Source organism: Vibrio panuliri, from assembly GCF_009938205.1.
GTDB lineage: Bacteria > Pseudomonadota > Gammaproteobacteria > Enterobacterales > Vibrionaceae > Vibrio > Vibrio panuliri.
In genome coordinates this window covers 1125173-1144466 of sequence record NZ_AP019655.1, presented here as the reverse complement: position 1 = coordinate 1144466, position 19294 = coordinate 1125173, and the positions used below count along the sequence as shown (strand labels likewise).

The following is a 19294-nucleotide window of genomic DNA, read 5'->3' as shown; positions in this document are numbered from 1 at the left end:
ATGATAAGACTTGCTGTTATAGGTACTAACTGGATTACCGACCAGTTTATTGATGCTGCTTTGGTGAGTGGCAAATATCAACTTGCTGCGATTTACTCGCGTTCATTATCGAGCGCTGCTCAGTTCGCTGAGAAGTATTCAAATCTTGAATCGCAACCACGCTTGTTTGACGACTTGCAAGCCTTAGCAAGTAGTGACGATATAGATGTGGTGTATATTGCTAGCCCCAACTCACTGCATGCCCCCCAAGCGATGCAAATGATGCGTGCGGGTAAACATGTGATTTGCGAAAAGCCATTAGCGGCCAATGAAAAACTGGCGCAACAAATGTTTGCCGTTGCCGAAGAGCATCAAGTGCTGCTTTATGAGGCTTTTATGTCGATGCATGCGCCAAACTTTAAGCTACTGCAAGCTCAACTTGAGCATATTGGACCGATTAGCAAAGCATTCATCAGTTATTGTCAGTACTCCTCACGTTACCCTAAATACTTGGCAGGAGAGAATCCCAATACATTCAATCCAGAGTTTGCCAATGGCTCAATTATGGATATTGGTTTTTACTGTCTATCGTCAGCTGTCGCATTATTTGGTGAGCCTCAAAGTGTGCAAGCACAGGCTCAACTGCTTAAATCTGGCGTGGATGGAAGCGGTAGCGTACTGCTCAACTATGATGGCTTTGAGGTGGTTCTACAACACTCAAAGACTAGTGACTCAAAACTGCCGAGTGAAATTCAAGGTGAGCAAGGTGTACTGCAAGTCGAGATGATTTCAACGGGTAAAAAGGTCACGAAAATCATGCGTGGTCAAGAACCAGAAGATTTGACGCTTGAGCAACATGCCAATCCTATGTTTTATGAAACGCTCGATTTTGCCGAGCAGTTCTACAATAATAAAATGAATCCAGCACGTAAAACGCGTTCGCTGATCGTCGCTAAACTGTTGACAGAAATTCGTCGTCAAACTGGGGTCGTTTTCCCCCAAGATGCTATATAAAAGAGAAGTGCAGATGCAAGCAGAAGTAAAATGGATCGAAGATTTTAAGTTCTTGGGTCAATCTCAATCAGGCCATTCAATTGTCATGGATGGTAATGGTGGTGCAACGGCGCCAAGCCCGATGGAAATGGTGTTAATGGCGGCGGGTGGCTGCAGTTCTGTTGACGTTGTTGACGGGTTGAAACAAGCGGGTAAAAACGTCGCTTCCTGTACAGCGAAACTCACAACAGAGCGTCGCGAGACACCACCGCGTATCTTCACGCAGGTTAATATTCATTTTGAAGTATCTGGTGAAGATCTTGATGCTGACACGGTTGAGCAAGTGACGTCAGCATCTTTGGAAAAGTATTGTTCGGTCTGCTTGATGTTAGGTGAAGGCGTTAAGATGACTCATAGCTGGGAAATCATCGCCTAGTTACCCAATTCTTTATGGAAAGAGCCGAACATTTCGTTCGGCTTTTTTGATGCGCTTCTTATGGCAAGATTTCAATCGGCGTGCCGACTTTCACTAGAGACAGCAACTCATCCATCTCTTCGTTGGTGAGTGCAATACAGCCATCCGTCCAGTCAAAGCTTTGCACAAACTTACTAGGGCGTAACTCACCATTTTTCTGACCGTGAATCTTAATATCACCCCCAGGGTTTAGGTTTAACCGCTGAGCAAAGGCAACATCTTGTTCATTGGGGTAACTGATGTGAATCGAACGGTAGAACTGCGAGTCCTCCATAACAAATTCGAGCTTGTATATCCCTTCAGGCGTACGCTGATCACCTTCGTAAACCTTATGTCCTACGGGCCGTTTGCCAAGAGCAATGCGAAACTCTCGAACAACTTGATCGTTGTTCATCAGATATAAGCGTCGTTTGGATTTATCAACGGTAACTTTATTGACTGACACAGCGCTGGGGACAGAAATATCTGTCTCTGAGTAGACTGACGCTGATAGGACGACGAACAAAAGTGATAGTAAAAACTTCATTATTATCTTTGTTATGCCCATTATTTGGGCGTGTTCCAAGTAGCCTCACCGATGAGCTCGAAAATAAGCGGCAATAAAGCCTCTACATGCTCATTCTCGAATCAGTTGAGACGCTCTGAATCCGTCTTTTGAAGCGACTTGGGTATCGTTGTTATTTATTGTTATTCCTAACTCACGCAATAAGCTTGCGTTAGGTGCCATGATGAAACTTTTCCACAAATCATACCTTGTGTCTAATAAACAGAGTAGAACTTGATAACCGGAGTGACAAGATTGTCCATTTTCGTTGTCGTTCAGGTCTTTGCCACCATGATCGCGAAAATGCAAAAAATGGAAATAAGGTCAAAAAATGCAAGAGGCCTCATGTATAAAAAAACTCATCACTGTTAACTGCGAGTGAGTTAACAGCATGCTTCAAAATAAATATGATTGCATATGGCTGGGTGATAGTTTGGTGCTGCGGGAAAATAAATTTCAATACGAGTTAAGATCACCATGTTTGCGCGCGCACTACTTAAAGACATCATGTCAGCAAGAAATCATAAGTTTTTAGCGAATGCTTTATTTGAGCATCTTGACGCTTTAGTTGAGCCTAAATCGTTGAGTATCGTCTCTGAGCAAGAGCTGTGTCGCTCGCGCAAAATCGTCCACTTTATTGGTGAGCCTAGTGATCCAAATAAGTACTCAGAATCTTTTTGGTCGTGGGGGGCGCAGTTTGATACCTGCGATGGAATGATTCCTCTGACGATGTCTAGTAGCCACTTTAAAAGCCGCACCAGCAGCGACGTTGAAACTTATCTTTTTGTGTTAGATAACCATAGCCAAGCCCGCACTTACTTAATTATCGACAATGCAAACTCGCAAAAAGTGACCCAAGCTAGCGAAGATAGCTCGTTAGATTTAATGCAGATTGTTGCAGCGCGCTGGCAATGCTTACGCGCTGAACTTGAAGCAACGCGAGAGTATCGGCAGCGTGATATTAAGGAAGCAAAGTATCTTGATGTGATCCAGCAACGCGAACAGTTTATTGAAGATATGAAGCTGGTGCAAAAAATCGCTGTCGAGATATCCAACCCGGAAACCTTGGATGATTTGCACCGTTTTGCCGTCGAGTCTATTCGTGGTCATCTGGGGATTGATCGGGTGGCGTTGATGCTACTCGATATTAAGAAACGCTGCTTTAGTGGCACCTATGGGACAGATGAGAAAGGCAATACCACCGACATTCATCATACTCAGTATGATCTCCATCATTTGGAAGAAGCCTACATCAACGCTCTGTTTGAAGGAAGTGAAAGCCTAATCGTGATTGAAGATGCCCCCCTTTACAATGATGGTAACGTCATCGGGCAGGGGTGGAATGGCATGCTTATTTTGCGTGACGGTGGAGATACCATTGGTTGGGTTGCATTGGATAACTTTATTCATCGCTTCCCGATCACCTCCTATCAAAAGCAAATGCTTGAGTCTTTTGGCTCATTGCTTTCACAAATTTATATTCGTAAACGCCAAGAGCAAAATGTGCGTATGCTGCACGCAAGTATGGTTGAACTTTCCCGTTGTATGACGGTGCGTGATGTGTGTAAGTCCGCAGTGACCTTTGGTATCACGCGACTTGGTATTGACCGCCTTGCGGTGTTTCTCACCGATGAAAATTGCTCTTATATGCAAGGAACGTGGGGTACAGACATTCACGGTAATGTTGTTGATGAGTCCTATTACCGCTCAGAAATAGTCGATAGAACTATTGTTGATAATGCCCGTTCAAATCCCAATGAGGTGGTATTTGAAGAGTCGGTGCCGATTTATCATGATTTTCATATTGTTGGTTTTGGTTGGACCGCGATGACGATGCTCACCAGTAGTTCTGGCGAGCCGATTGCGTTTATTGCGGCAGATAACCTTATCCGCCGTTCACCATTAACCCATCAATTGCGCGAAGTGATCCGGATGTTTGCATCAAACTTAAGTGAAGTGTTGTTGCGCACTAGGGCTCAAGAGGCGGTTCATGTGCTCAATGAAACATTGGAACAAGAAGTTAAAGCGCGCACGAAAGAGTTGCAGCAAGCTAATGAGCAGCTTGAGATTTTAGCAAAAATGGATCCATTAACCCGTCTTGGCAACCGTCGTATGCTTGAAGCTGTCATGGAAGAAATATGCGATAGCAACAAGCAGGTTGAGGAGACGTTCGCATTGATTCTGGTCGATATCGACCATTTTGGCTTGTACAACAATTACTATGGTCATATGCAGGGCGATATCGCGTTGATGCGTGTTGGTGGGTTGTTACAAAAAAGGGCAGAGCAGTCGAACGAAGTGTTTTGCCGAATTGGCGGCGAAGAGTTTGCTTTGCTGGTGGCAAATAAAGATGAATCGCAAGTCGCAAGATTGGCTGAAAAAATACGTTCAAGTATTGAAGAAGAAGCGATTCCGCATGCTGACAATGATGGACGTGGCGTTTTAACTGTCTCTGTGGGTTACACTGTCACCAAAATGAAGCGTGACGACTTTAATTTTGACACGCTGTACAATCATGCCGACAAAGCTTTATATGCAGCCAAAGCGAAAGGGCGCAATCTTATTAACGGTGGTTTGGAAACCGTGCTGGAATAAAAAACGGCAGCTGTTGGCTGCCGTTATTAAGGGTAAATAGAAAAAATATCACTGGCGCTATAACCGTACTGCTTGAGTACCTCAATCGCTTGAGATCGAGTCTCGGCAGGCACCGTCATTTCAACAATTTTCTCACCATCAAAATAGAGTATTCGATAATATTTGCCGACTTGCTCTTTTTTAATTGCAGACATGGCACTCCCCGTTGTATTACCGCTCACCTACTTATTATAGAAGTAGACTTTAAATAGCGGCAAAGGTTCGTTGATTACCATAAATCATGCAAGAAATATTCCTTTTATGGAATATTGTATGATTAAAGTTTGGGCAATTTATACTTGGTCGTCTTATCTTGAGTTTGTTTATCCAGTTTATGAATTAACTTAATCAGCGTTTTGTTTGACCAAGCCGGAGATTGATTGCCATATTGGCTTGCCGCCATTGCCTGCAGTTCTTGATGAATCTCATTTATTGTTGCCGCGCTTTTGTGCGTTTGGTTTTTGAGCCAGCGCGTTGCCAGAAATTGAGTCTTGGCGTGATCACCACTTTTGACCGCCTCGATGAGTTGTATTTTTAGGCCATCTTCCTCAGTGCCAATATGCTTTACTGGCATTACGTTTATACGAGACTTTATGTGCCATACCAACGTTAAAACCCATAGCGTTGCAAACAGTGCGGTTAGATAAGGCCAAATTCCCGAATTTGAATCGCTAGATCTGGCTTGGTCTTTTGCTATCACGACAGGTTGGGGTGTCCCCATTGCAGCCGCTTCAATTTTTAGTTTAAGCCCAGAGGTTTGACTCAGTTGTTTTTGTTCTGCTTGTGTATTAAACCACTCTACTACGACAGGCGGTAAGGAGACGTTACCTTGGTGCTGCGCAATCAGTACTTGCTGCACCGTCATTTGCGTCGCGCCATTTTCCAGCTGTGTGAACTGCGGCTTTTCAGCGTATTGGCGTACTGCTTGAGGGTAAGAGACTAAGATATTTGGGAAGTTTTCTGCTTCGATACCTTGAATGGTTAATGTCAGTTGGCGAGTAATCGAATCGCCGACTTTTACTGCGAGTTGCTGGGTATTGCTGTCTAATGCGTTGCCTTGGGCATCAATCCAAGTTTGTGACAGGTCTAGCTCAGTGGTTGGCAGCCAAGCGTTGTTTGAATCTGTCGGCTTTGGTTTTACGTTGATAGAAAGTGATTCCGCCGCAATTTTTACTGGCAGCAGTTTCGTTGTGCCGCTTCGGTTACTGCCAAATACAAAGGTTGCACTAAACCCTAAGCTATTGAGTTGCTGCTCCCCTGATTGCGTTGCTGCGATGTCAAAAGTTTGATCGACCACTGTCGCTTCCAAGCCGTTAATCACCGTTTGATATTGATTAGGTTGACCGACCTGCTTCACTGTAAAACCATCCCCTTCTGGAGGTGAGATTTGCACATTTTGCAAGCGGCGAGGATCGGCTTTGATGATCAGACGAGTCTTAAGCTGGGTACTCTCATTTGGGTAGAGTGTCTTTTTCTCCAACTGGCTTTGAATTTGTGCCAGTTCGCTCGGTTTTGGCAGATCGTTATCTTGCGAAACCTGAATGTTGATTGGCTGTGATTGATTCCCTTCAATGAAGAAAGAGGGAATCGTCAATGTGCCCAACTGTTTCGCTTTAAGCGCGATGGTCCATTCGCTACGACTACTACGTTTACCGTTGACATAATTGAGTGAACTTCCAAAGCTCGGTTGCCCTAAGAAAAAGTTTTGCTCTAACACAGCAAAGTTGAGGCTGTCCGAATCGACTTTCGCATCATAAGTGAGCCTAAGTTGAAACACTTCGGCTTTGGTTACTTGGTTACTGGAAACCGTTGCTGTTAGGTTGCCTGCGTTAGCGGTAAAGCTAATCAACCAACTGGCGATGGTAAGCAAAATAAGCTGAGAGCGACGAGATAGTTTTACCATTGTTTGTTCGACTCTTTCGGTGGATTTTTCTGTTGTGCTTGCAGCATTAGCTGGGCACGAATAAGCGCGCTAGGGTCGCGGGCCAGTTCGACTTGTTCGAGTTTCTTAAACTCAGGATCTTGACTGCTGGACGCCGAGTTTATGGTTGCTGATACGGCCCGCTCACTGTCTTTTGAATTCTGCTGATCGATTTCTGCCGAGGTGACTGCGGATTTATCTTGACCCTGATGAGGAGGCTGGGTTTTATCATCCTGCTGAGACTGCTGAGACTGCTGAGACTGCTGAGACTGCTGAGACTGCTGAGACTGAGACTGAGACTGCTGAGACTGCTGAGACTGCTGAGACTGCTGAGACTGCTGAGACTGCTGAGACTGCTGAGACTGCTGAGACTGCTGAGACTGCTGAGACTGCTGAGACTGCTGAGACTGCTGAGACTGCTGAGACTGCTGAGACTGCTGAGACTGCTGAGACTGCTGAGACTGCTGAGACTGCTGAGACTGCTGAGACTGCTGAGACTGCTGAGACTGCTGAGACTGCTGAGACTGCTGAGACTGCTGAGACTGCTGAGACTGCTGAGACTGCTGAGACTGCTGAGACTGCTGAGACTGCTGAGACTGCTGAGACTGCTGAGATTTGCCTTGACTTGAGTTTTGCTCAGACTGAGGCTTTTGTTGCTGTTGCTGTTGCTGTTGCTGTTGCTGTTGCTGTTGCTGTTGCTGTTGCTGTTGCTGTTTTTCAGCTTGCTCTACAACGGCCAAATTCGTTTTCGCGCTCTGGTAATTTGGGTCTTCATTGAGCACCTCTTTGTAGAGTGATTTTGCTTTTGCATAATCACCAAGTTGTGCATAGGCGTTGGCCAAGTTGTATTTACTGTCGATGTCATTTTGTGACTGTAATGCGTCAATTGCAGCTTGATAATTACCGGCTTGGTAATGTGCAGCACCTTGCCAACGCGGATCGGAAAACGTTTCTGCCGCCGCTTGGTACTGATGGTTGTTGTACAGTTCATACCCTTGCTGATCCGCGCTGAGAAATGGATTGGCATAAGCGTGGTCAAATGGCATGGCAGTTGAAACAAACACGATAGTTGAGAGCAAAATACCGCGGCGAAACATCAGTAACCCTGGGATAAGTAGCACAGTGAGTAGCCAGTAGCCTTGGTTAACACGGTCAGATATTTTTTCGGAATGCGCATTAGCCTTGGTATCAGATACGCGTTGGGTGAACGTTGCCAATGCATCAACATCGCTATTGTCGGGTTGTATCGCAATAAAGATACCGTTACTTGACTGAGCCAGATCTTGCAGGCGTTCCAATGGTGTACGGGCAACGACAGATGCTCCCGTGCTCGACTTTAACAATGAGCCATCTGGCATTTGAATCGGTGCGCCGGACTGGGTGCCCACTGCCAGTATGCTAAGTCGCCAATTTCCTTGGTTGATTATTTCAGTAATCTGCTCAGCTTCTGCTGGTTCAATATCATCGGTGAAAAGTACGATTTCCCCTTGGTCGAGCCCAGCGTCCGTCAGTGTCTTTATAGCGAGTTCTACAGCCGCTTCCGCATTAGCACCCTGATAAGGCATCACCTGTGGTGAGAGATTTGGCACAAGATTGATTAGAGTGTGACTGTCACTGGTGAGCGGGCTGACCAAATACGCATCGGCTGAGTAGACCACCAGTCCCGTTTGACCATCTGACCAGAGTTTAAGTAGGTCTTGCGCTTTGTATCGCGCTTGAGTGAGGCGGTTCGGTTTTATGTCGTTGGCATACATAGAGAGCGACATGTCCATGACCAATACGCGAGCACTCGAGTTGGTGTAACTTGGTCGTTCTGCCTTGGCGAAGCTTGGGCCTGCCAGCGCGATGATCGCAATGGCACTGACGATGGCAAATGTAGAGATAATCCAAGGCGAATAGCGCTGATGAGTTTGACCGAGTACTTTCGCCAAATGTGGTGCAATTAGGCTTTTTGTGCGCTGACGGCGTTTAAGCCATGCGGTGACCGCCATTAGTGGCAACAAAGCCCAAAGCCATGACGGGTATAGAAACACAAAATCAGACATGGTCTCTTCTCACAATAATCAAAGTCACGCTTAACAGGAGCGCAATCGCAAGCGGGTAGCGAAACCACTCTTGCTGTGGTCGCCAAGTTTGTGTCGCTTGGCTAATGGGTTCCATTTGGTTGATGGTTTGGTAAATCTTACTTAATTCGTCGCTGTTTCTCGCTCGGAAGTATTGACCCCCAGTGAGTTGTGCGATCTTGCTTAATGTATCTTCGTCCAGATCTCGAGCCGTGTTGACCTTTCTCGAAAAGAAAAACTGCTTCACTTCCATTTCACCCGCACCCACACCGACGGTGTAGATGGTGGCATGGTATTTCTTGGCGATTTTCGCGGCTTCTATTGGGTCAAGCACGCCAGCAGTGTTGCTACCATCACTTAGTAGCACGATGACTCTTTGTGGTGCTTTACTGTCGACAAAGGTCTTGGTTGCAAGACCGATACCTTCACCAATCGCAGTTTTAGCACCAATTAGGTTTAACACTGACTGATTAAGTTGCTCACTAACCGCATGACGGTCGAAAGTGAGTGGTGTTTGCAGATAGGCGTGATCGGCAAAAAAGACCAAACCCAGTCGATCCCCTTCACGTTGTGCAATAAAGTCTGATAACACCCGTTTTACCGCGCTTAAGCGATCAACGTAGTCGCCATCATAAAGCATATCCTCTTGTTCCATTGAACCAGACAAATCGACCACAAGCATTAAGTCTCGATGTTCCGGCTGATGGATTACAGGTTCGCCATACCAAACTGGGCGAGCACAAGCGACAAGCAAACAACCCCAAATTAACCCCGCAAGGAGTTTGGAAAAATGGTTTTTAACGCTGGTGCCTGCCAAGTTGGTTGGGAGATAGGGCAGGTAAATTGGCGTTTCCGATTTTGCCGGAGGCAGCAGAAAATAGACCGCCAGTGGTAACGGCAGTAATAACAGAAAAGGCCACCAAACAAATTCGAAATGTGCCAACTATGCGCCCCTTTTTTTCGGTGGTAGAGCTTGCTCTACCCATTGATAACAGTGCTGAACCAACTCTTCGTGGTTGTCTACCGGCTGCTTGCTGTAAAGCAGGTTTTGCCACAAGTCAGAGTTAGTCGAGAAAAGAGGTTGGTCGACTTGTGAGTCCAAAAATTCATACCATTCTTTGCCAGTTAAGTGGGCAATTTGCTCTCGAGGAAAATAACAAAGTGCAGCTTGGCGAACTAATTCTAAAGCGGCCGCAGGTTTTTCTCGTTGTATCAAGAGAAGCGCAGTTTTTTTCGGTGCTAAGCGTTTTCGCTTCCAGCGGAGATAGAACACAATGGCGGCAAATACCGCGATGACGCTAGCAAAGGCAGCCCACCATCCCCAAGCAAGAGGAAACCAACTTGGTAGTTCAGGCAATGCTAGTGCGTCGAGTGGCAGCAAAGAATCGGTGTTAGAACTGGTCATACATTCATCCAGAAATTTGGTTAAGTAGCAATCTATCGCTACTCAAGGCGCAAAAACTGATCCCTGTTTTTTGAGCAAGTGTTTTTAAGCCTTGTAGTTTGTTATTAAACGCCACTTCGATTTGCTGGCGCGTTTTTTTTGATGAGAAGTCGAGCCATTGAGTGCGGCTTCCATCTGAGATTTTCTCGTACCCTCGATAGGCGGTTGCACCGAATTCTAAAGGGTCAGATACATGGACAAATCGTACGCTGTTATGCTGTTTGAGTTGTGATAACGCATGTTGCTCATGATCTGTTAAGCGAATGAAATCGCTGATAAAGACTATTTCTCCTCCTTTGGGGGTTAAGCGCCGTAGCGCTGACAGTGCGGGTTGAAAACTGTGTGTCTCTGTTTCACGCGGACGGTTAAGGATTCGAGCGTGAACCTCAACCAAGCGCTGTAAGATCACTAATGGGCCTTTATTTCGTCCCATAGGTTTGAGTTCAATCAGTTCTGTACCTGTGTCGATTACTGCGCCTACTCTGTCTTGCTGCGCAACAGTTAACCATGCAATCAGGCTTGCCATGTGAGCCATCAATACTGACTTCAGCATCAAGTTAGAACCAAATACCATCGATGGACTGAGATCTAAAAAGAGCACCAGCGGTTTTTCTCGCTCTTCACTGAACAGTTTGGTGTGTGCTTTACCAGTGCGAGCTGTCACGCGCCAATCAATGGCACGAATATCATCACCCGCTTGATACTGGCGCGACTCACTAAAGTCCATGCCTCGTCCGAGTTGGCGGCTTTGGTGATGTCCCAGCATTTGCGACCAGAGACTTTTTGCTGGCGGAAGCCACTGAACACTTTGGTTGCGGTAATACAGCAGCTCATCCAGATTTAAGTCCACACCATTGGAGTGGGGAGAAAACAGATTGCTCATTGTCAGCCTCTACGCACTGCCCACTAAAGAGAGTAGCTTGTCGATCACTTGATTGGCTGATACACCTTCGGCTTGAGCATGATAAGTGAGCAGCAAACGGTGACGAAGCACCGGATAGATCATTGCTTGAACATCTTCTGGTGAGACAAAGTCGCGGCCCATTAACCAAGCGTGGGCGCGAGCGCAACGATCTAATGCAATGGTTGCTCGTGGGCTAACACCAATTTCAATCCAGTCCGCTAGCGTTTGGCTATAGTCTTGTGGTTGGCGTGTCGCCATAATTAGGCGAATAATGTACTGCTCAATGCCTACAGCCATGTGAATATCTAACGCTTCTTGACGCGCTTGGAAAATCAGAGCTTGCGTGAGCGTTGGTGGCGTCACGGCAGAGTCGCCTTTCGCTTCACCACGATTGAGACGCAAGATCGCCAGTTCATTTTCTGCGTCTGGATAGTCAACATTCAAATGGAGTAAGAAGCGGTCGAGTTGTGCTTCTGGGAGGGGATAGGTGCCCTCTTGCTCGATGGGGTTTTGTGTCGCCATCACCAAAAACAGCTCAGGAAGCGGGTAGGTTTTGCGTCCTGCGGTGATCTGTTTCTCTGCCATTGCTTCCAACATAGCCGCTTGAACTTTTGCTGGCGCTCGGTTGATCTCATCAGCCAAAATGAGCGAGTTAAAAATAGGCCCTGCCTGAAATTTAAATTCCCCTGTCTCTGGGCGGAAAATATCGGTACCAGTTAGGTCTGCTGGCAGTAAGTCAGGGGTAAACTGAATGCGATGGAATTCTCCTTCGATACAGTCTGCAAGAGATTTAACCGCACGAGTTTTGGCGAGTCCCGGAGGTCCCTCAACTAAGATATGACCGTCGGCAAGCAGTGCGACAAGCAGTTGTTTGACGAGGTCTTGTTGTCCAACTACCTGACTTTCAAGGTATTCTCTTAACTGGCAAAAGGCTGTTGATGTCATGGGCGATGCTCGTCTCCTAAATCGGTTTGCTTAACAAGTCCATTTGAGGTCCTGTTATTGGCTACAGTTTGTTCGCCTAACTGGGTTTGGGTCGGGATATGATAATGATATTTTGCAAGGTCGAAATCAAGAGCAATTTGATATCATAATCATAGAGTTAAGCAAGTAAGAAACCGCATAAAATGCGTGTTATTTCGAGAAACTTGCGCTAATCAAAGTTAAAGAACTGGAGTTTGATCGGCAAAATTCCCGGTGGCTTGCTTTAACGACAACTTTTCTCAGTTATTTCTTCACTTTATTGTCTATTGAACAGAATTAATATATCCGTGTCATCATATATAGATTTCAAATTTGATGTGCTACAGACTATTTGTCGATTTGAGGCTTGCTTGATGTAACTCTAGAATCTCGGTGATGAAATGAGTAAACTGACGCAAGTGATCATTTTTAAAGGTAAGTAGAAATCATGAGTGATTTTGAGAAAGAACTCGAGCAGATGTCTCAGCAAGTGGCGGACGAGCCGGAAGTGGCGTTGCCTTCAATCGAAGAGCAAAAGGAGATTGCTGCTGAGCTTAAACGCTTAGAAGAAGCGGGTGAGCTAACGCCAGAAGTACTCGAACAATACTTCGGTAAGTTCTATGCGAAGAACGAAACCCCAGTTCATTAATTGGTGAACGAGCATGATTAATAAGCGTTGCCTAGTGCAACGCTTTTTTGTATCTGGAGGCTTGCAGAGTGCCTACAAGCCTACGGCTTAATAATACATTAAGGGCAAAGTTTTCCTTCATGAGGAATAGTATCTACTAAGTAGTCGCCTCGAGGATTGTGGTGGATATTGCCATGCCAGACTTGTCCGTTTTTTAGTTCAACTTCGAAAGCGAAGTAGCGTCCGTCCATATTCAGGGCACGAATTTGCAGAACTTGTTTGATGGGTGAATCGGAGTCAATGTTTTGCTTGAAGCGATTGAATGCTTGATGAACATCGGCAGTGAGTTTGGTCTCTTGCCAGTTGGCGTATTTGTCGTGGTTACTGCAATCACTCATCATGCTCATTTTACTTTTGGCATCCATAGATTGCTGCTCAGAAGCGTAGCTTTGGGTTGCCAATACAGTCAAACCTATTGCCAGTAGCATTTTGTTCATAGTTGCTCTCCTAATCGATGCAAATCAATGCACAGTTTCCTTTTGTGATAGATTTACTGTGATCGCAACTGTGACAGTTGTCAAAAAATTAGTGCAATTTGTTTGGTAATGCCGAGTCGGAAATATAGTGGTGAGAATGCTTGGCTATCGGGATGATGGCGGTGTCACCCAAACAACCAAGCACTGATATGATTAGGGTTATGGGCAAAGTTTGCCTTGTTGAGCCACACTGTCAATCAAGTAGTCGCCACGAATGTTGCGATAAACAACGCCATGCCAATACTGTCCATTGTCTAACTTGACTTCAATGGCATAGTTAACGCCATTGACGATTTGAGTGCGCACTCGCGTAACCTCGTCAAGCGGTGAGGCATTGTTCATTCGATCCATTAAGGTTTTAACCGCTTGCTCTACTTCTGGTGTCATGCTCGCATCTTGCCAACCTCCTGGCATGCTTTCGGCGTGACACATTGCTGGAACTGGTTTTGCAGGCTCAGAGTTGTAGCTACATCCACCTAATGCAACGATTGCAAGCGTTGCAGCAACCCATTTATGACTCATATTTTCTCCTTACTCGTTGATGATTTGCCGAGCGATTTTTATTTTGTTCCAATGTGATTGGAGTTGACTCTATTGTCAAAGTTAATTTGTTTCGCTGCGTCATATCACGGTCAGTTTTTATCGGGTTTTACAAGATGAAAAGACCCACTTGTCGCATAGAAGCTTGAGTTGTTGGACGACAAATTCGTAAAACACATCAAGTGAGTATATGGTTCTAATCATGCGTATAAGTTTCGAAGTGGTGTGATTTGGAGATGGTATGAAGCGCTGGTTGTCAGTGGTAACTCTGTTGTTGATGTTGAGTGGTTGTGGAACCAAGTTGGTCTACGACAATCTTGATTGGTTCGCGATTCGCTTTATTGAGCAGTTTGTTGAACTAGAAACTCAACAGCAAGATTTGGTTTCCGATGCCATTGACCATGCTACGCCGTGGCATCGTCGCTCAGAAATTCCCATCTATATCTCGCATCTCGATGAGTTGTTAGTACTGGACCCAAAGCAAGTGACACCACAATCTTTTCGTTATCAGCAAGAAAAGTTGCGTGAGCACTCACTTCGTTTGGCTCGTCATTTTATGCCTTCTATCGTTGCACTGGTGTCGCAAATGAATGATGAACAGGTCGAGAGTTTAATGGATGAAATACGAATACGTCATACCCAGTTTAAGAACAAGTATCAAGACAGCAGTGAGGTTGAACTGCGTCAGCGTTATCGCCAAAAGATAGAAGAGAGTTTGACCGAATGGTTGGGGGAGCTCACACCTGAGCAAGCCTTGGAATTAGAGCTTTGGTCGCAGCAGTGGTTAGTCACTACGCCGCTTTGGATTGAATACCAAACTCAAGTTAGGGTCGAACTAATGAAGCTGTTTGCCAAACGTGCGGATCCACTAGCGCTGCAGCATTCCATTGAAGCACTGCTTTATCAGCCAGAACAATTTTACGGGCCAGAGCTGGCATTACGTATTGATTACAATACGGAATTGGGGCGCAAATACTTGGTGAACATCATTAATAATATGACACCAGAGCAGACGCAACGGTTTCGCTCAGAACTGCAAGACTGGCGAGATATCGCTAGTGGGTTGGTCAATGAGTTTGGCTAAAGTTGAATGCCTTTTATTTGTCGCTCTGTTTACAATGAGTAAAAGGCGTTAATGCTGAGGCTTGGATGCCTCATCAACACTGGTCAGGGAGGAGCAGATGGATTGGTTGTGGTTGGTTGTCGCCGGCATGGTGGGTGGTGTACTGAACAGTGTAGCGGGGGGAGGTAGTTTCATCACTTTCCCTGCTTTGCTTTTTGCTGGAATACCGCCCATCGGTGCAAACGCCACTAATACATTTGCGGTAAGTGCAGGTTATGTGAGCGGCGCTTATGGCTTTCGGCAGGATATTGCGAAGCAGCCAGAGGTGGTGCTGCCGATCGTGTTTTTGAGTTTGATTGGGGGTGGGGCCGGCGCTTGGCTACTGCTCAATATCTCCGAGCAGTTTTTTGTTGAAACGATTCCGTGGTTGCTTTTGTTTGCGACATTGCTGTTTATTTTCGGCAACCGAGTCAGCGACAGGTTGACCGGCTCACACCATGCCAAAGTGTCTTTATCTGTGCTTCTTCTCGCGGTCAGTGCTTATGGTGGATTTTTTAATGCCGGGCTTGGCATTGTGGTATTGAGCTATTTGGTCGTTGCAAGGTATACCGATATTAATCAAATGAACGGACTGAAGCTGTTGGTTTCGAGTTGCGTGTCTCTTAGTGCTATCGTGATTTTTGTTTGGCAAGGTGCGATAGCTTGGCTACCGGGTTGTGCTGTGCTGTTGGGGAGTGTGATTGGCGGCTACTTAGCTGCGCGAGTTTCTCGCCAGATCAGCGCACATTATGTGCGGGGTTTTGTCATATTATCCAGCGCGATTATGACTGTGTATTTTTTCATTGACGTGTATGGTTCAAACGTTGGCTGACTAGCGATATTGATGATGGTGTAACATCTCATATTGATTGAATTCGGTGCAATTTTACTCTAATTGCGATCTCGGCAGAGGTTTTTGCTCAATATCTCATCGATAATGGTTGTGCAAACCAAACGTTGTTCACTCGTTTGCCACCAACCAAACTATTCGAAGTTTTGTTCGTGCTTTTTCGTATTAAGGAGGAGTTATGAATAAAAAGTTAGGTCAAGTGATGACTAGCAGCCGTATGGTCGCTTTTCTTGCGTTTCTTACTGCGTTGTTCGCGTGGTTCCTAAATATGCATGCTTTGTTCACGTTTACTGTTCTAGCGTTAATTTGCGCTGCCTATATCTATATCAAAGATAAAGTGGTGGACTATGTTCATGCACATTCGCTCAGCCACGCCCATGCTGGAAAAATCACAATCTATGTTGATGAATAGTCGTTTATTAGCGTTCATCCGGTATTGAAAAGCACTTTGAGGAGAAATCTTTGTGGTGCTTTTTTATTAAATAGAGTTTGCTAACCCACTCGCATTTCCATTCGCCCTGAGGCAATAGGTTGAACTAGATCAACATCTAAGCACATTTGGTCAGAGTCGCCGCTTCGAAATCTTTCACAATACCAAGCATACAGATTGAACTGTTTACTGCTTTACCGTGTTTATATAAGGATTTCGACAATGAAGCGTATACCCGCACTAGACTCAATTCGTGGTCTACTGCTCGTCATAATGACCATCAACCACTTATTCTGGATAAGTGGGGGTAATTCAATTATTCAGATGTTTAGCTTGCAACCCCTTGGGCAGTTTGGTGCGGCTGAAGGATTTATATTGGTTTCTGGGTTTCTGGCTGGAGCGATATACAGTCGACCACACTTGAGCAATTCCGAGCTGCGCTCAAAAGCTTGGAGCCGTGCTTGGAGTATTTACAAATACCATATTGTCTGTCTGCTGATTGTGTTTGTTTGGTTTGCTCTGTGCGTAACCTATATGCCAACGTCGGCTGAAATGCTTGAAGTAAACTTAACCAGCTTAGTTGACGCGCCTTGGTCATCGGTATTGTTGAGTGCCGCGTTGGTCAATAAGCCAAGTTATCTCGAGATTTTACCGCTCTACATCATGTATATGTTGTTGCTGCCGATCTTGATTGCGGCGTATCGACGCGGCTGGATGGCAATGGTTTTGCTGAGTAGCGTGGTTGTGTGGGCAATGAGTGGGCATATTACCGATGCTGTTATTATCCATTTACTGCCCGGTGCTGCACTTCAAACAGGATATTTTGACCCCTTTGCTTGGCAGCTTTTGTTTATTGGTGCATCCGCTGTGGGTTATGCGGCCAATCAAGGTAACTTCAATTGGTACTCGAAGTGGTTAACTCTGGCGGCAGGTGTCACTGCTGCGGTAATTTTGCTCATGCACCATGGTTTTTTCCTTCAATGGGGGATTCATCAAGGAGTTCTATATGGCTTGGCTGACAAACCCGAGTTGGGTTGGCTACGTTTGCTCAATATCGCCGTTTGGGCGTATCTCATCGCCGCGGTAATTAAGCATCGTCCCAACTTGTTGGTGTTCAAGCCCCTGTCTTACATCGGCCGTCATTCATTGCAAGTGTTTGCGTGGCATACTGTAATGATTTATTTAATGGCGCCGATGTTGTGGGCACAGCGATTTAATGCGCATTACGAATGGTTGGTGTTCGTTTGCTTAGCTTCAATCTGGATTCCTGCATGGATACGCGAGCATTCCGGTGGTTTATCGCAACTTAAACGTTGGAGCTTAGGGGCGGGGAGTGCGATGACGGTGGGTTTGATGTTGTCGGTGGTGTTTCGATTTGAACCTGCGCCACAAGTTGTTGCGAACACCGATGGCCTTGCTCCCTTGACAATTAAAGTCGCGAATATCAAAGGAGATGGCCCAATAATTTTGTTGGTCTATGGCGAAGGGGACAATCTTAATGGGATGCCGAGTATTCATGCGCAAGGTTACTCCGTTTCTCAAGCGACGGCAGGAATCAGAATCGACGCAATTCCAGTAGGGAAATACGCAATATTTGCCTATCAGGATAATGATGGTAATCAACGTCTAACGTCTGGCTCAAATGGCATGCCGACTGAAGGGTTTGGATATTCGAATAATCCAGCGTTGCAAGGCCCCCCGAGTATGGAGCAAGTTCAGTTTAGTCATCCTGATAAGGCGCATCAAACGATTCAGTTTTGGAACTTTTGATTACAACCCTTCGATATAACCCTCTCGATCGTACTTGGCCAAGTTTCTGATCGCTCACTTAACCTTGTTGGCAACATTTGGCTCTGTCGTGATAGTGCGGCAGAGTCAAATGCTATCCGAACCATACGGCTTTCTGCCTAGAGGTCGCCCGTTTTTCAATCGGAGTCAACAAATCAAACTCAATATATCGCTTGTTACCAGTGTGTATTCTTATCAATTCAGGTGCCGCGCGATATTGAAACTGATGGTGTTGAGAAAGGCGTAAATAGAGCTGTTCAATCTGGTTTTCAAGTTGGTGAATGTCTTCACCTTGCCACTGGGTTGATAGGTACAGCCCTTGTAGATTTGTCGCGGTCTGGTCGTTGAGTTTTAGTGCGCCCGTTTCCCCTAACGAGTAGTGGTATTGATTACTGTTGTTTTGGCAAGGCGAGTCAAAGAGAACCTCAAGTGATGACTGGGAGGGGGAAGCCAGTGTTAACTGTTCAACTAGCGTTGTTAAGCGCCTTGTTCCAGCGCGTTTAGAGGCTGGAATTGATGCATGAGAAACCGCGAAGAATGACGTGTTAAGTTCCACTACATGGCGTGACTCAAACAGTGACCAGATTGGGTCACTCTTGACTTGAGCGATGGGTTCAACCTGACAACGATGATGCAGCTCGCCAGTTAACGTGTTGTAGCGCCAAAATGCAGGTAAACCACCAAAGTAGCATTTGTTTTCGTTGAAAATTCGGTAATAGAGCGGATGAAAAATGGTCGGAATATAACTTGGATTGGGCAATGTCACTTCAGCAAATAGACCCGTTGGTACCATTATCTCGAGCAATTCAGGTGGCATTGCATGCTCATCATCAAATGGAAACGCGATAGACATTGGGTAGGTGCTGCTGGCTTCTTGGTTATGTTCGCGAAACTCGACGATCTGCGCTTGGTCAAAATCAAGCGAAGCGCTACATGGGAGTTGCATCAGCTTCTGATACGCCGTTGAAATGGCGCGGGTCACCTCTTCAATGTCTCTTTCGCAGCTATCGACGGTGAACACAAAACACCCCCAACGATGACTCTGGTGGGTATTGAATGCAATGGGAAGAGATTGACAGTGGTGAAGCTTCTCAAGTTTCTCTCTATCTATGCGTTCAAAGTTGATGCGTCTTGCCCAGGTTTGTTGACCAAGAAGGCGTGATGGTGTGGTGGAGGTATGCTGGCGAAATGCACGTGCAAATGCTTCTTGAGACTCAAAACCAAACTCGATTGCGACATCTAAGATACGCTGATCTCCCTGTGCTAGACGCGCCGCAGCGAGACTTAAGTTGCGCGTGCGTTGGTAATAGGAGATCGAGAAACCTGTCTCTGCTTTGAACTGATGTTGAATATAAGAGCGGCTAAAACCACACTGTTTTGCTAGATCATCAATGCTGATTTTCCGTGGCAAGTTCTCTTCGATTAAATCAATTATTGTCAAGATAAGTGATTGATTCATAAAAGGGTGAGTTAGTGGCTGTTGGCTAGAAATCTATGTGT

Annotated in this window: 19 protein-coding genes; 8 read left to right on the top strand and 11 right to left on the bottom strand. The window is 45.8% G+C overall.

Annotation, left to right across the window (positions count from 1 at the left end):
* Both GZK95_RS19855 and GZK95_RS19850 read left to right on the top strand, forming a co-directional pair.
* A complete protein-coding gene (locus GZK95_RS19855; RefSeq protein WP_075708774.1) occupies positions 1 to 993 on the top strand; it encodes a Gfo/Idh/MocA family protein in 993 nt (330 codons plus the stop codon).
* A 13-nt stretch (positions 994 to 1006) separates the two neighbouring features.
* Complete coding sequence (locus GZK95_RS19850) at positions 1007 to 1408, top strand: OsmC family protein (RefSeq protein WP_075708767.1); 402 nt, start codon at positions 1007 to 1009, stop codon at positions 1406 to 1408.
* Between the two features lie 58 nt (positions 1409 to 1466).
* Here GZK95_RS19850 and GZK95_RS19845 read toward each other — a convergent pair whose 3' ends face one another.
* A complete protein-coding gene (locus GZK95_RS19845; protein WP_404817659.1) occupies positions 1467 to 1976 on the bottom strand; it encodes a L,D-transpeptidase family protein in 510 nt (169 codons plus the stop codon).
* A 492-nt stretch (positions 1977 to 2468) separates the two neighbouring features.
* Here GZK95_RS19845 and GZK95_RS19840 point away from each other — a divergent pair, with 492 nt between their 5' ends.
* Complete coding sequence (locus GZK95_RS19840) at positions 2469 to 4586, top strand: sensor domain-containing diguanylate cyclase (protein ID WP_075712884.1); 2118 nt, start codon at positions 2469 to 2471, stop codon at positions 4584 to 4586.
* A gap of 26 nt (positions 4587 to 4612) precedes the next feature.
* Here the strand turns inward: GZK95_RS19840 and GZK95_RS22155 are convergent, their stop codons facing one another.
* The 7 genes from GZK95_RS22155 to GZK95_RS19810 form a co-directional block, all read right to left on the bottom strand.
* Positions 4613 to 4780, bottom strand: a complete 168-nt coding sequence (locus GZK95_RS22155; RefSeq protein ID WP_167369921.1) for a hypothetical protein — start codon at positions 4778 to 4780, stop codon at positions 4613 to 4615.
* Between the two features lie 122 nt (positions 4781 to 4902).
* The gene (locus tag GZK95_RS19835; protein WP_075712886.1) at positions 4903 to 6528 is read right to left on the bottom strand and encodes a BatD family protein; all 1626 of its coding nucleotides are present in this window, start codon (positions 6526 to 6528) and stop codon (positions 4903 to 4905) included.
* Positions 6522 to 8591 (bottom strand): vWA domain-containing protein, encoded by a 2070-nt coding sequence (locus GZK95_RS19830; RefSeq protein ID WP_161987238.1) that lies wholly within the window; start codon positions 8589 to 8591, stop codon positions 6522 to 6524. Before GZK95_RS19830 ends, GZK95_RS19835 begins: the two co-directional genes overlap by 7 nt.
* Complete coding sequence (locus GZK95_RS19825) at positions 8584 to 9552, bottom strand: vWA domain-containing protein (protein WP_075715891.1); 969 nt, start codon at positions 9550 to 9552, stop codon at positions 8584 to 8586. Before GZK95_RS19825 ends, GZK95_RS19830 begins: the two co-directional genes overlap by 8 nt.
* Positions 9553 to 10014, bottom strand: a complete 462-nt coding sequence (locus GZK95_RS19820; protein WP_075710443.1) for a DUF4381 domain-containing protein — start codon at positions 10012 to 10014, stop codon at positions 9553 to 9555.
* Between the two features lie 4 nt (positions 10015 to 10018).
* Positions 10019 to 10936, bottom strand: coding sequence for a DUF58 domain-containing protein (locus GZK95_RS19815; RefSeq protein ID WP_075715890.1), 918 nt, complete (start codon positions 10934 to 10936; stop codon positions 10019 to 10021).
* Positions 10937 to 10945: 9 nt separating this feature from the next.
* The gene (locus GZK95_RS19810) at positions 10946 to 11902 is read right to left on the bottom strand and encodes an AAA family ATPase (RefSeq protein WP_075715889.1); all 957 of its coding nucleotides are present in this window, start codon (positions 11900 to 11902) and stop codon (positions 10946 to 10948) included.
* A 466-nt stretch (positions 11903 to 12368) separates the two neighbouring features.
* Between GZK95_RS19810 and GZK95_RS19805 the strand changes: the two genes are divergently transcribed.
* The gene (locus GZK95_RS19805; protein ID WP_075710437.1) at positions 12369 to 12569 is read left to right on the top strand and encodes a chromosome partitioning protein ParA; all 201 of its coding nucleotides are present in this window, start codon (positions 12369 to 12371) and stop codon (positions 12567 to 12569) included.
* A gap of 98 nt (positions 12570 to 12667) precedes the next feature.
* Here the strand turns inward: GZK95_RS19805 and GZK95_RS19800 are convergent, their stop codons facing one another.
* Positions 12668 to 13045, bottom strand: a complete 378-nt coding sequence (locus GZK95_RS19800) for a hypothetical protein (RefSeq protein ID WP_075710435.1) — start codon at positions 13043 to 13045, stop codon at positions 12668 to 12670.
* A 198-nt stretch (positions 13046 to 13243) separates the two neighbouring features.
* Positions 13244 to 13606, bottom strand: a complete 363-nt coding sequence (locus GZK95_RS19795; RefSeq protein WP_075710433.1) for a cystatin domain-containing protein — start codon at positions 13604 to 13606, stop codon at positions 13244 to 13246.
* Between the two features lie 259 nt (positions 13607 to 13865).
* On the opposite strand from GZK95_RS19795, the gene GZK95_RS19790 reads away from it, so the two are divergent.
* The 4 genes from GZK95_RS19790 (at position 13866) to opgC (ending at position 17776) form a co-directional block, all read left to right on the top strand.
* On the top strand, positions 13866 to 14708 hold the full coding sequence (locus tag GZK95_RS19790) for a DUF6279 family lipoprotein (protein ID WP_075715888.1): 843 nt from the start codon (positions 13866 to 13868) through the stop codon (positions 14706 to 14708).
* 97 nt (positions 14709 to 14805) lie between these two features.
* A complete protein-coding gene (locus tag GZK95_RS19785) occupies positions 14806 to 15558 on the top strand; it encodes a sulfite exporter TauE/SafE family protein (RefSeq protein WP_075715887.1) in 753 nt (250 codons plus the stop codon).
* A 196-nt stretch (positions 15559 to 15754) separates the two neighbouring features.
* Positions 15755 to 15988: a hypothetical protein gene (locus tag GZK95_RS19780; protein ID WP_083626325.1), complete on the top strand. Its 234-nt coding sequence runs from the start codon at positions 15755 to 15757 to the stop codon at positions 15986 to 15988.
* A 240-nt stretch (positions 15989 to 16228) separates the two neighbouring features.
* A complete protein-coding gene (gene opgC / locus GZK95_RS19775) occupies positions 16229 to 17776 on the top strand; it encodes an OpgC domain-containing protein (protein ID WP_075715886.1) in 1548 nt (515 codons plus the stop codon).
* Positions 17777 to 17888: 112 nt separating this feature from the next.
* On the opposite strand, the gene GZK95_RS19770 is transcribed toward opgC, so the two are convergent.
* Positions 17889 to 19253 carry a helix-turn-helix transcriptional regulator gene (locus GZK95_RS19770; protein ID WP_075715885.1) on the bottom strand — a complete coding sequence of 455 codons (1365 nt, stop codon included), beginning with the start codon at positions 19251 to 19253 and terminating at the stop codon, positions 17889 to 17891.
* Positions 19254 to 19294: the final 41 nt, after the last annotated feature.

What these genes read in the sequence shown, in the direction of transcription:
- GZK95_RS19855 (WP_075708774.1), top strand. Translation starts at nt 1, where the DNA reads ATGATAAGACTTGCTGTTATAGGTACTAACTGGATTACCGACCAGTTT.
- GZK95_RS19850 (WP_075708767.1), top strand. Translation starts at nt 1,007, where the DNA reads ATGCAAGCAGAAGTAAAATGGATCGAAGATTTTAAGTTCTTGGGTCAA.
- GZK95_RS19840 (WP_075712884.1), top strand. Translation starts at nt 2,469, where the DNA reads ATGTTTGCGCGCGCACTACTTAAAGACATCATGTCAGCAAGAAATCAT.
- GZK95_RS22155 (WP_167369921.1), bottom strand. Translation starts at nt 4,780, where the DNA reads ATGTCTGCAATTAAAAAAGAGCAAGTCGGCAAATATTATCGAATACTC.
- GZK95_RS19835 (WP_075712886.1), bottom strand. Translation starts at nt 6,528, where the DNA reads ATGGTAAAACTATCTCGTCGCTCTCAGCTTATTTTGCTTACCATCGCC.
- GZK95_RS19830 (WP_161987238.1), bottom strand. Translation starts at nt 8,591, where the DNA reads ATGTCTGATTTTGTGTTTCTATACCCGTCATGGCTTTGGGCTTTGTTG.
- GZK95_RS19820 (WP_075710443.1), bottom strand. Translation starts at nt 10,014, where the DNA reads ATGACCAGTTCTAACACCGATTCTTTGCTGCCACTCGACGCACTAGCA.
- GZK95_RS19815 (WP_075715890.1), bottom strand. Translation starts at nt 10,936, where the DNA reads ATGAGCAATCTGTTTTCTCCCCACTCCAATGGTGTGGACTTAAATCTG.
- GZK95_RS19810 (WP_075715889.1), bottom strand. Translation starts at nt 11,902, where the DNA reads ATGACATCAACAGCCTTTTGCCAGTTAAGAGAATACCTTGAAAGTCAG.
- GZK95_RS19805 (WP_075710437.1), top strand. Translation starts at nt 12,369, where the DNA reads ATGAGTGATTTTGAGAAAGAACTCGAGCAGATGTCTCAGCAAGTGGCG.
- GZK95_RS19800 (WP_075710435.1), bottom strand. Translation starts at nt 13,045, where the DNA reads ATGAACAAAATGCTACTGGCAATAGGTTTGACTGTATTGGCAACCCAA.
- GZK95_RS19795 (WP_075710433.1), bottom strand. Translation starts at nt 13,606, where the DNA reads ATGAGTCATAAATGGGTTGCTGCAACGCTTGCAATCGTTGCATTAGGT.
- GZK95_RS19790 (WP_075715888.1), top strand. Translation starts at nt 13,866, where the DNA reads ATGAAGCGCTGGTTGTCAGTGGTAACTCTGTTGTTGATGTTGAGTGGT.
- GZK95_RS19785 (WP_075715887.1), top strand. Translation starts at nt 14,806, where the DNA reads ATGGATTGGTTGTGGTTGGTTGTCGCCGGCATGGTGGGTGGTGTACTG.
- GZK95_RS19780 (WP_083626325.1), top strand. Translation starts at nt 15,755, where the DNA reads ATGAATAAAAAGTTAGGTCAAGTGATGACTAGCAGCCGTATGGTCGCT.
- opgC (WP_075715886.1), top strand. Translation starts at nt 16,229, where the DNA reads ATGAAGCGTATACCCGCACTAGACTCAATTCGTGGTCTACTGCTCGTC.
- GZK95_RS19770 (WP_075715885.1), bottom strand. Translation starts at nt 19,253, where the DNA reads ATGAATCAATCACTTATCTTGACAATAATTGATTTAATCGAAGAGAAC.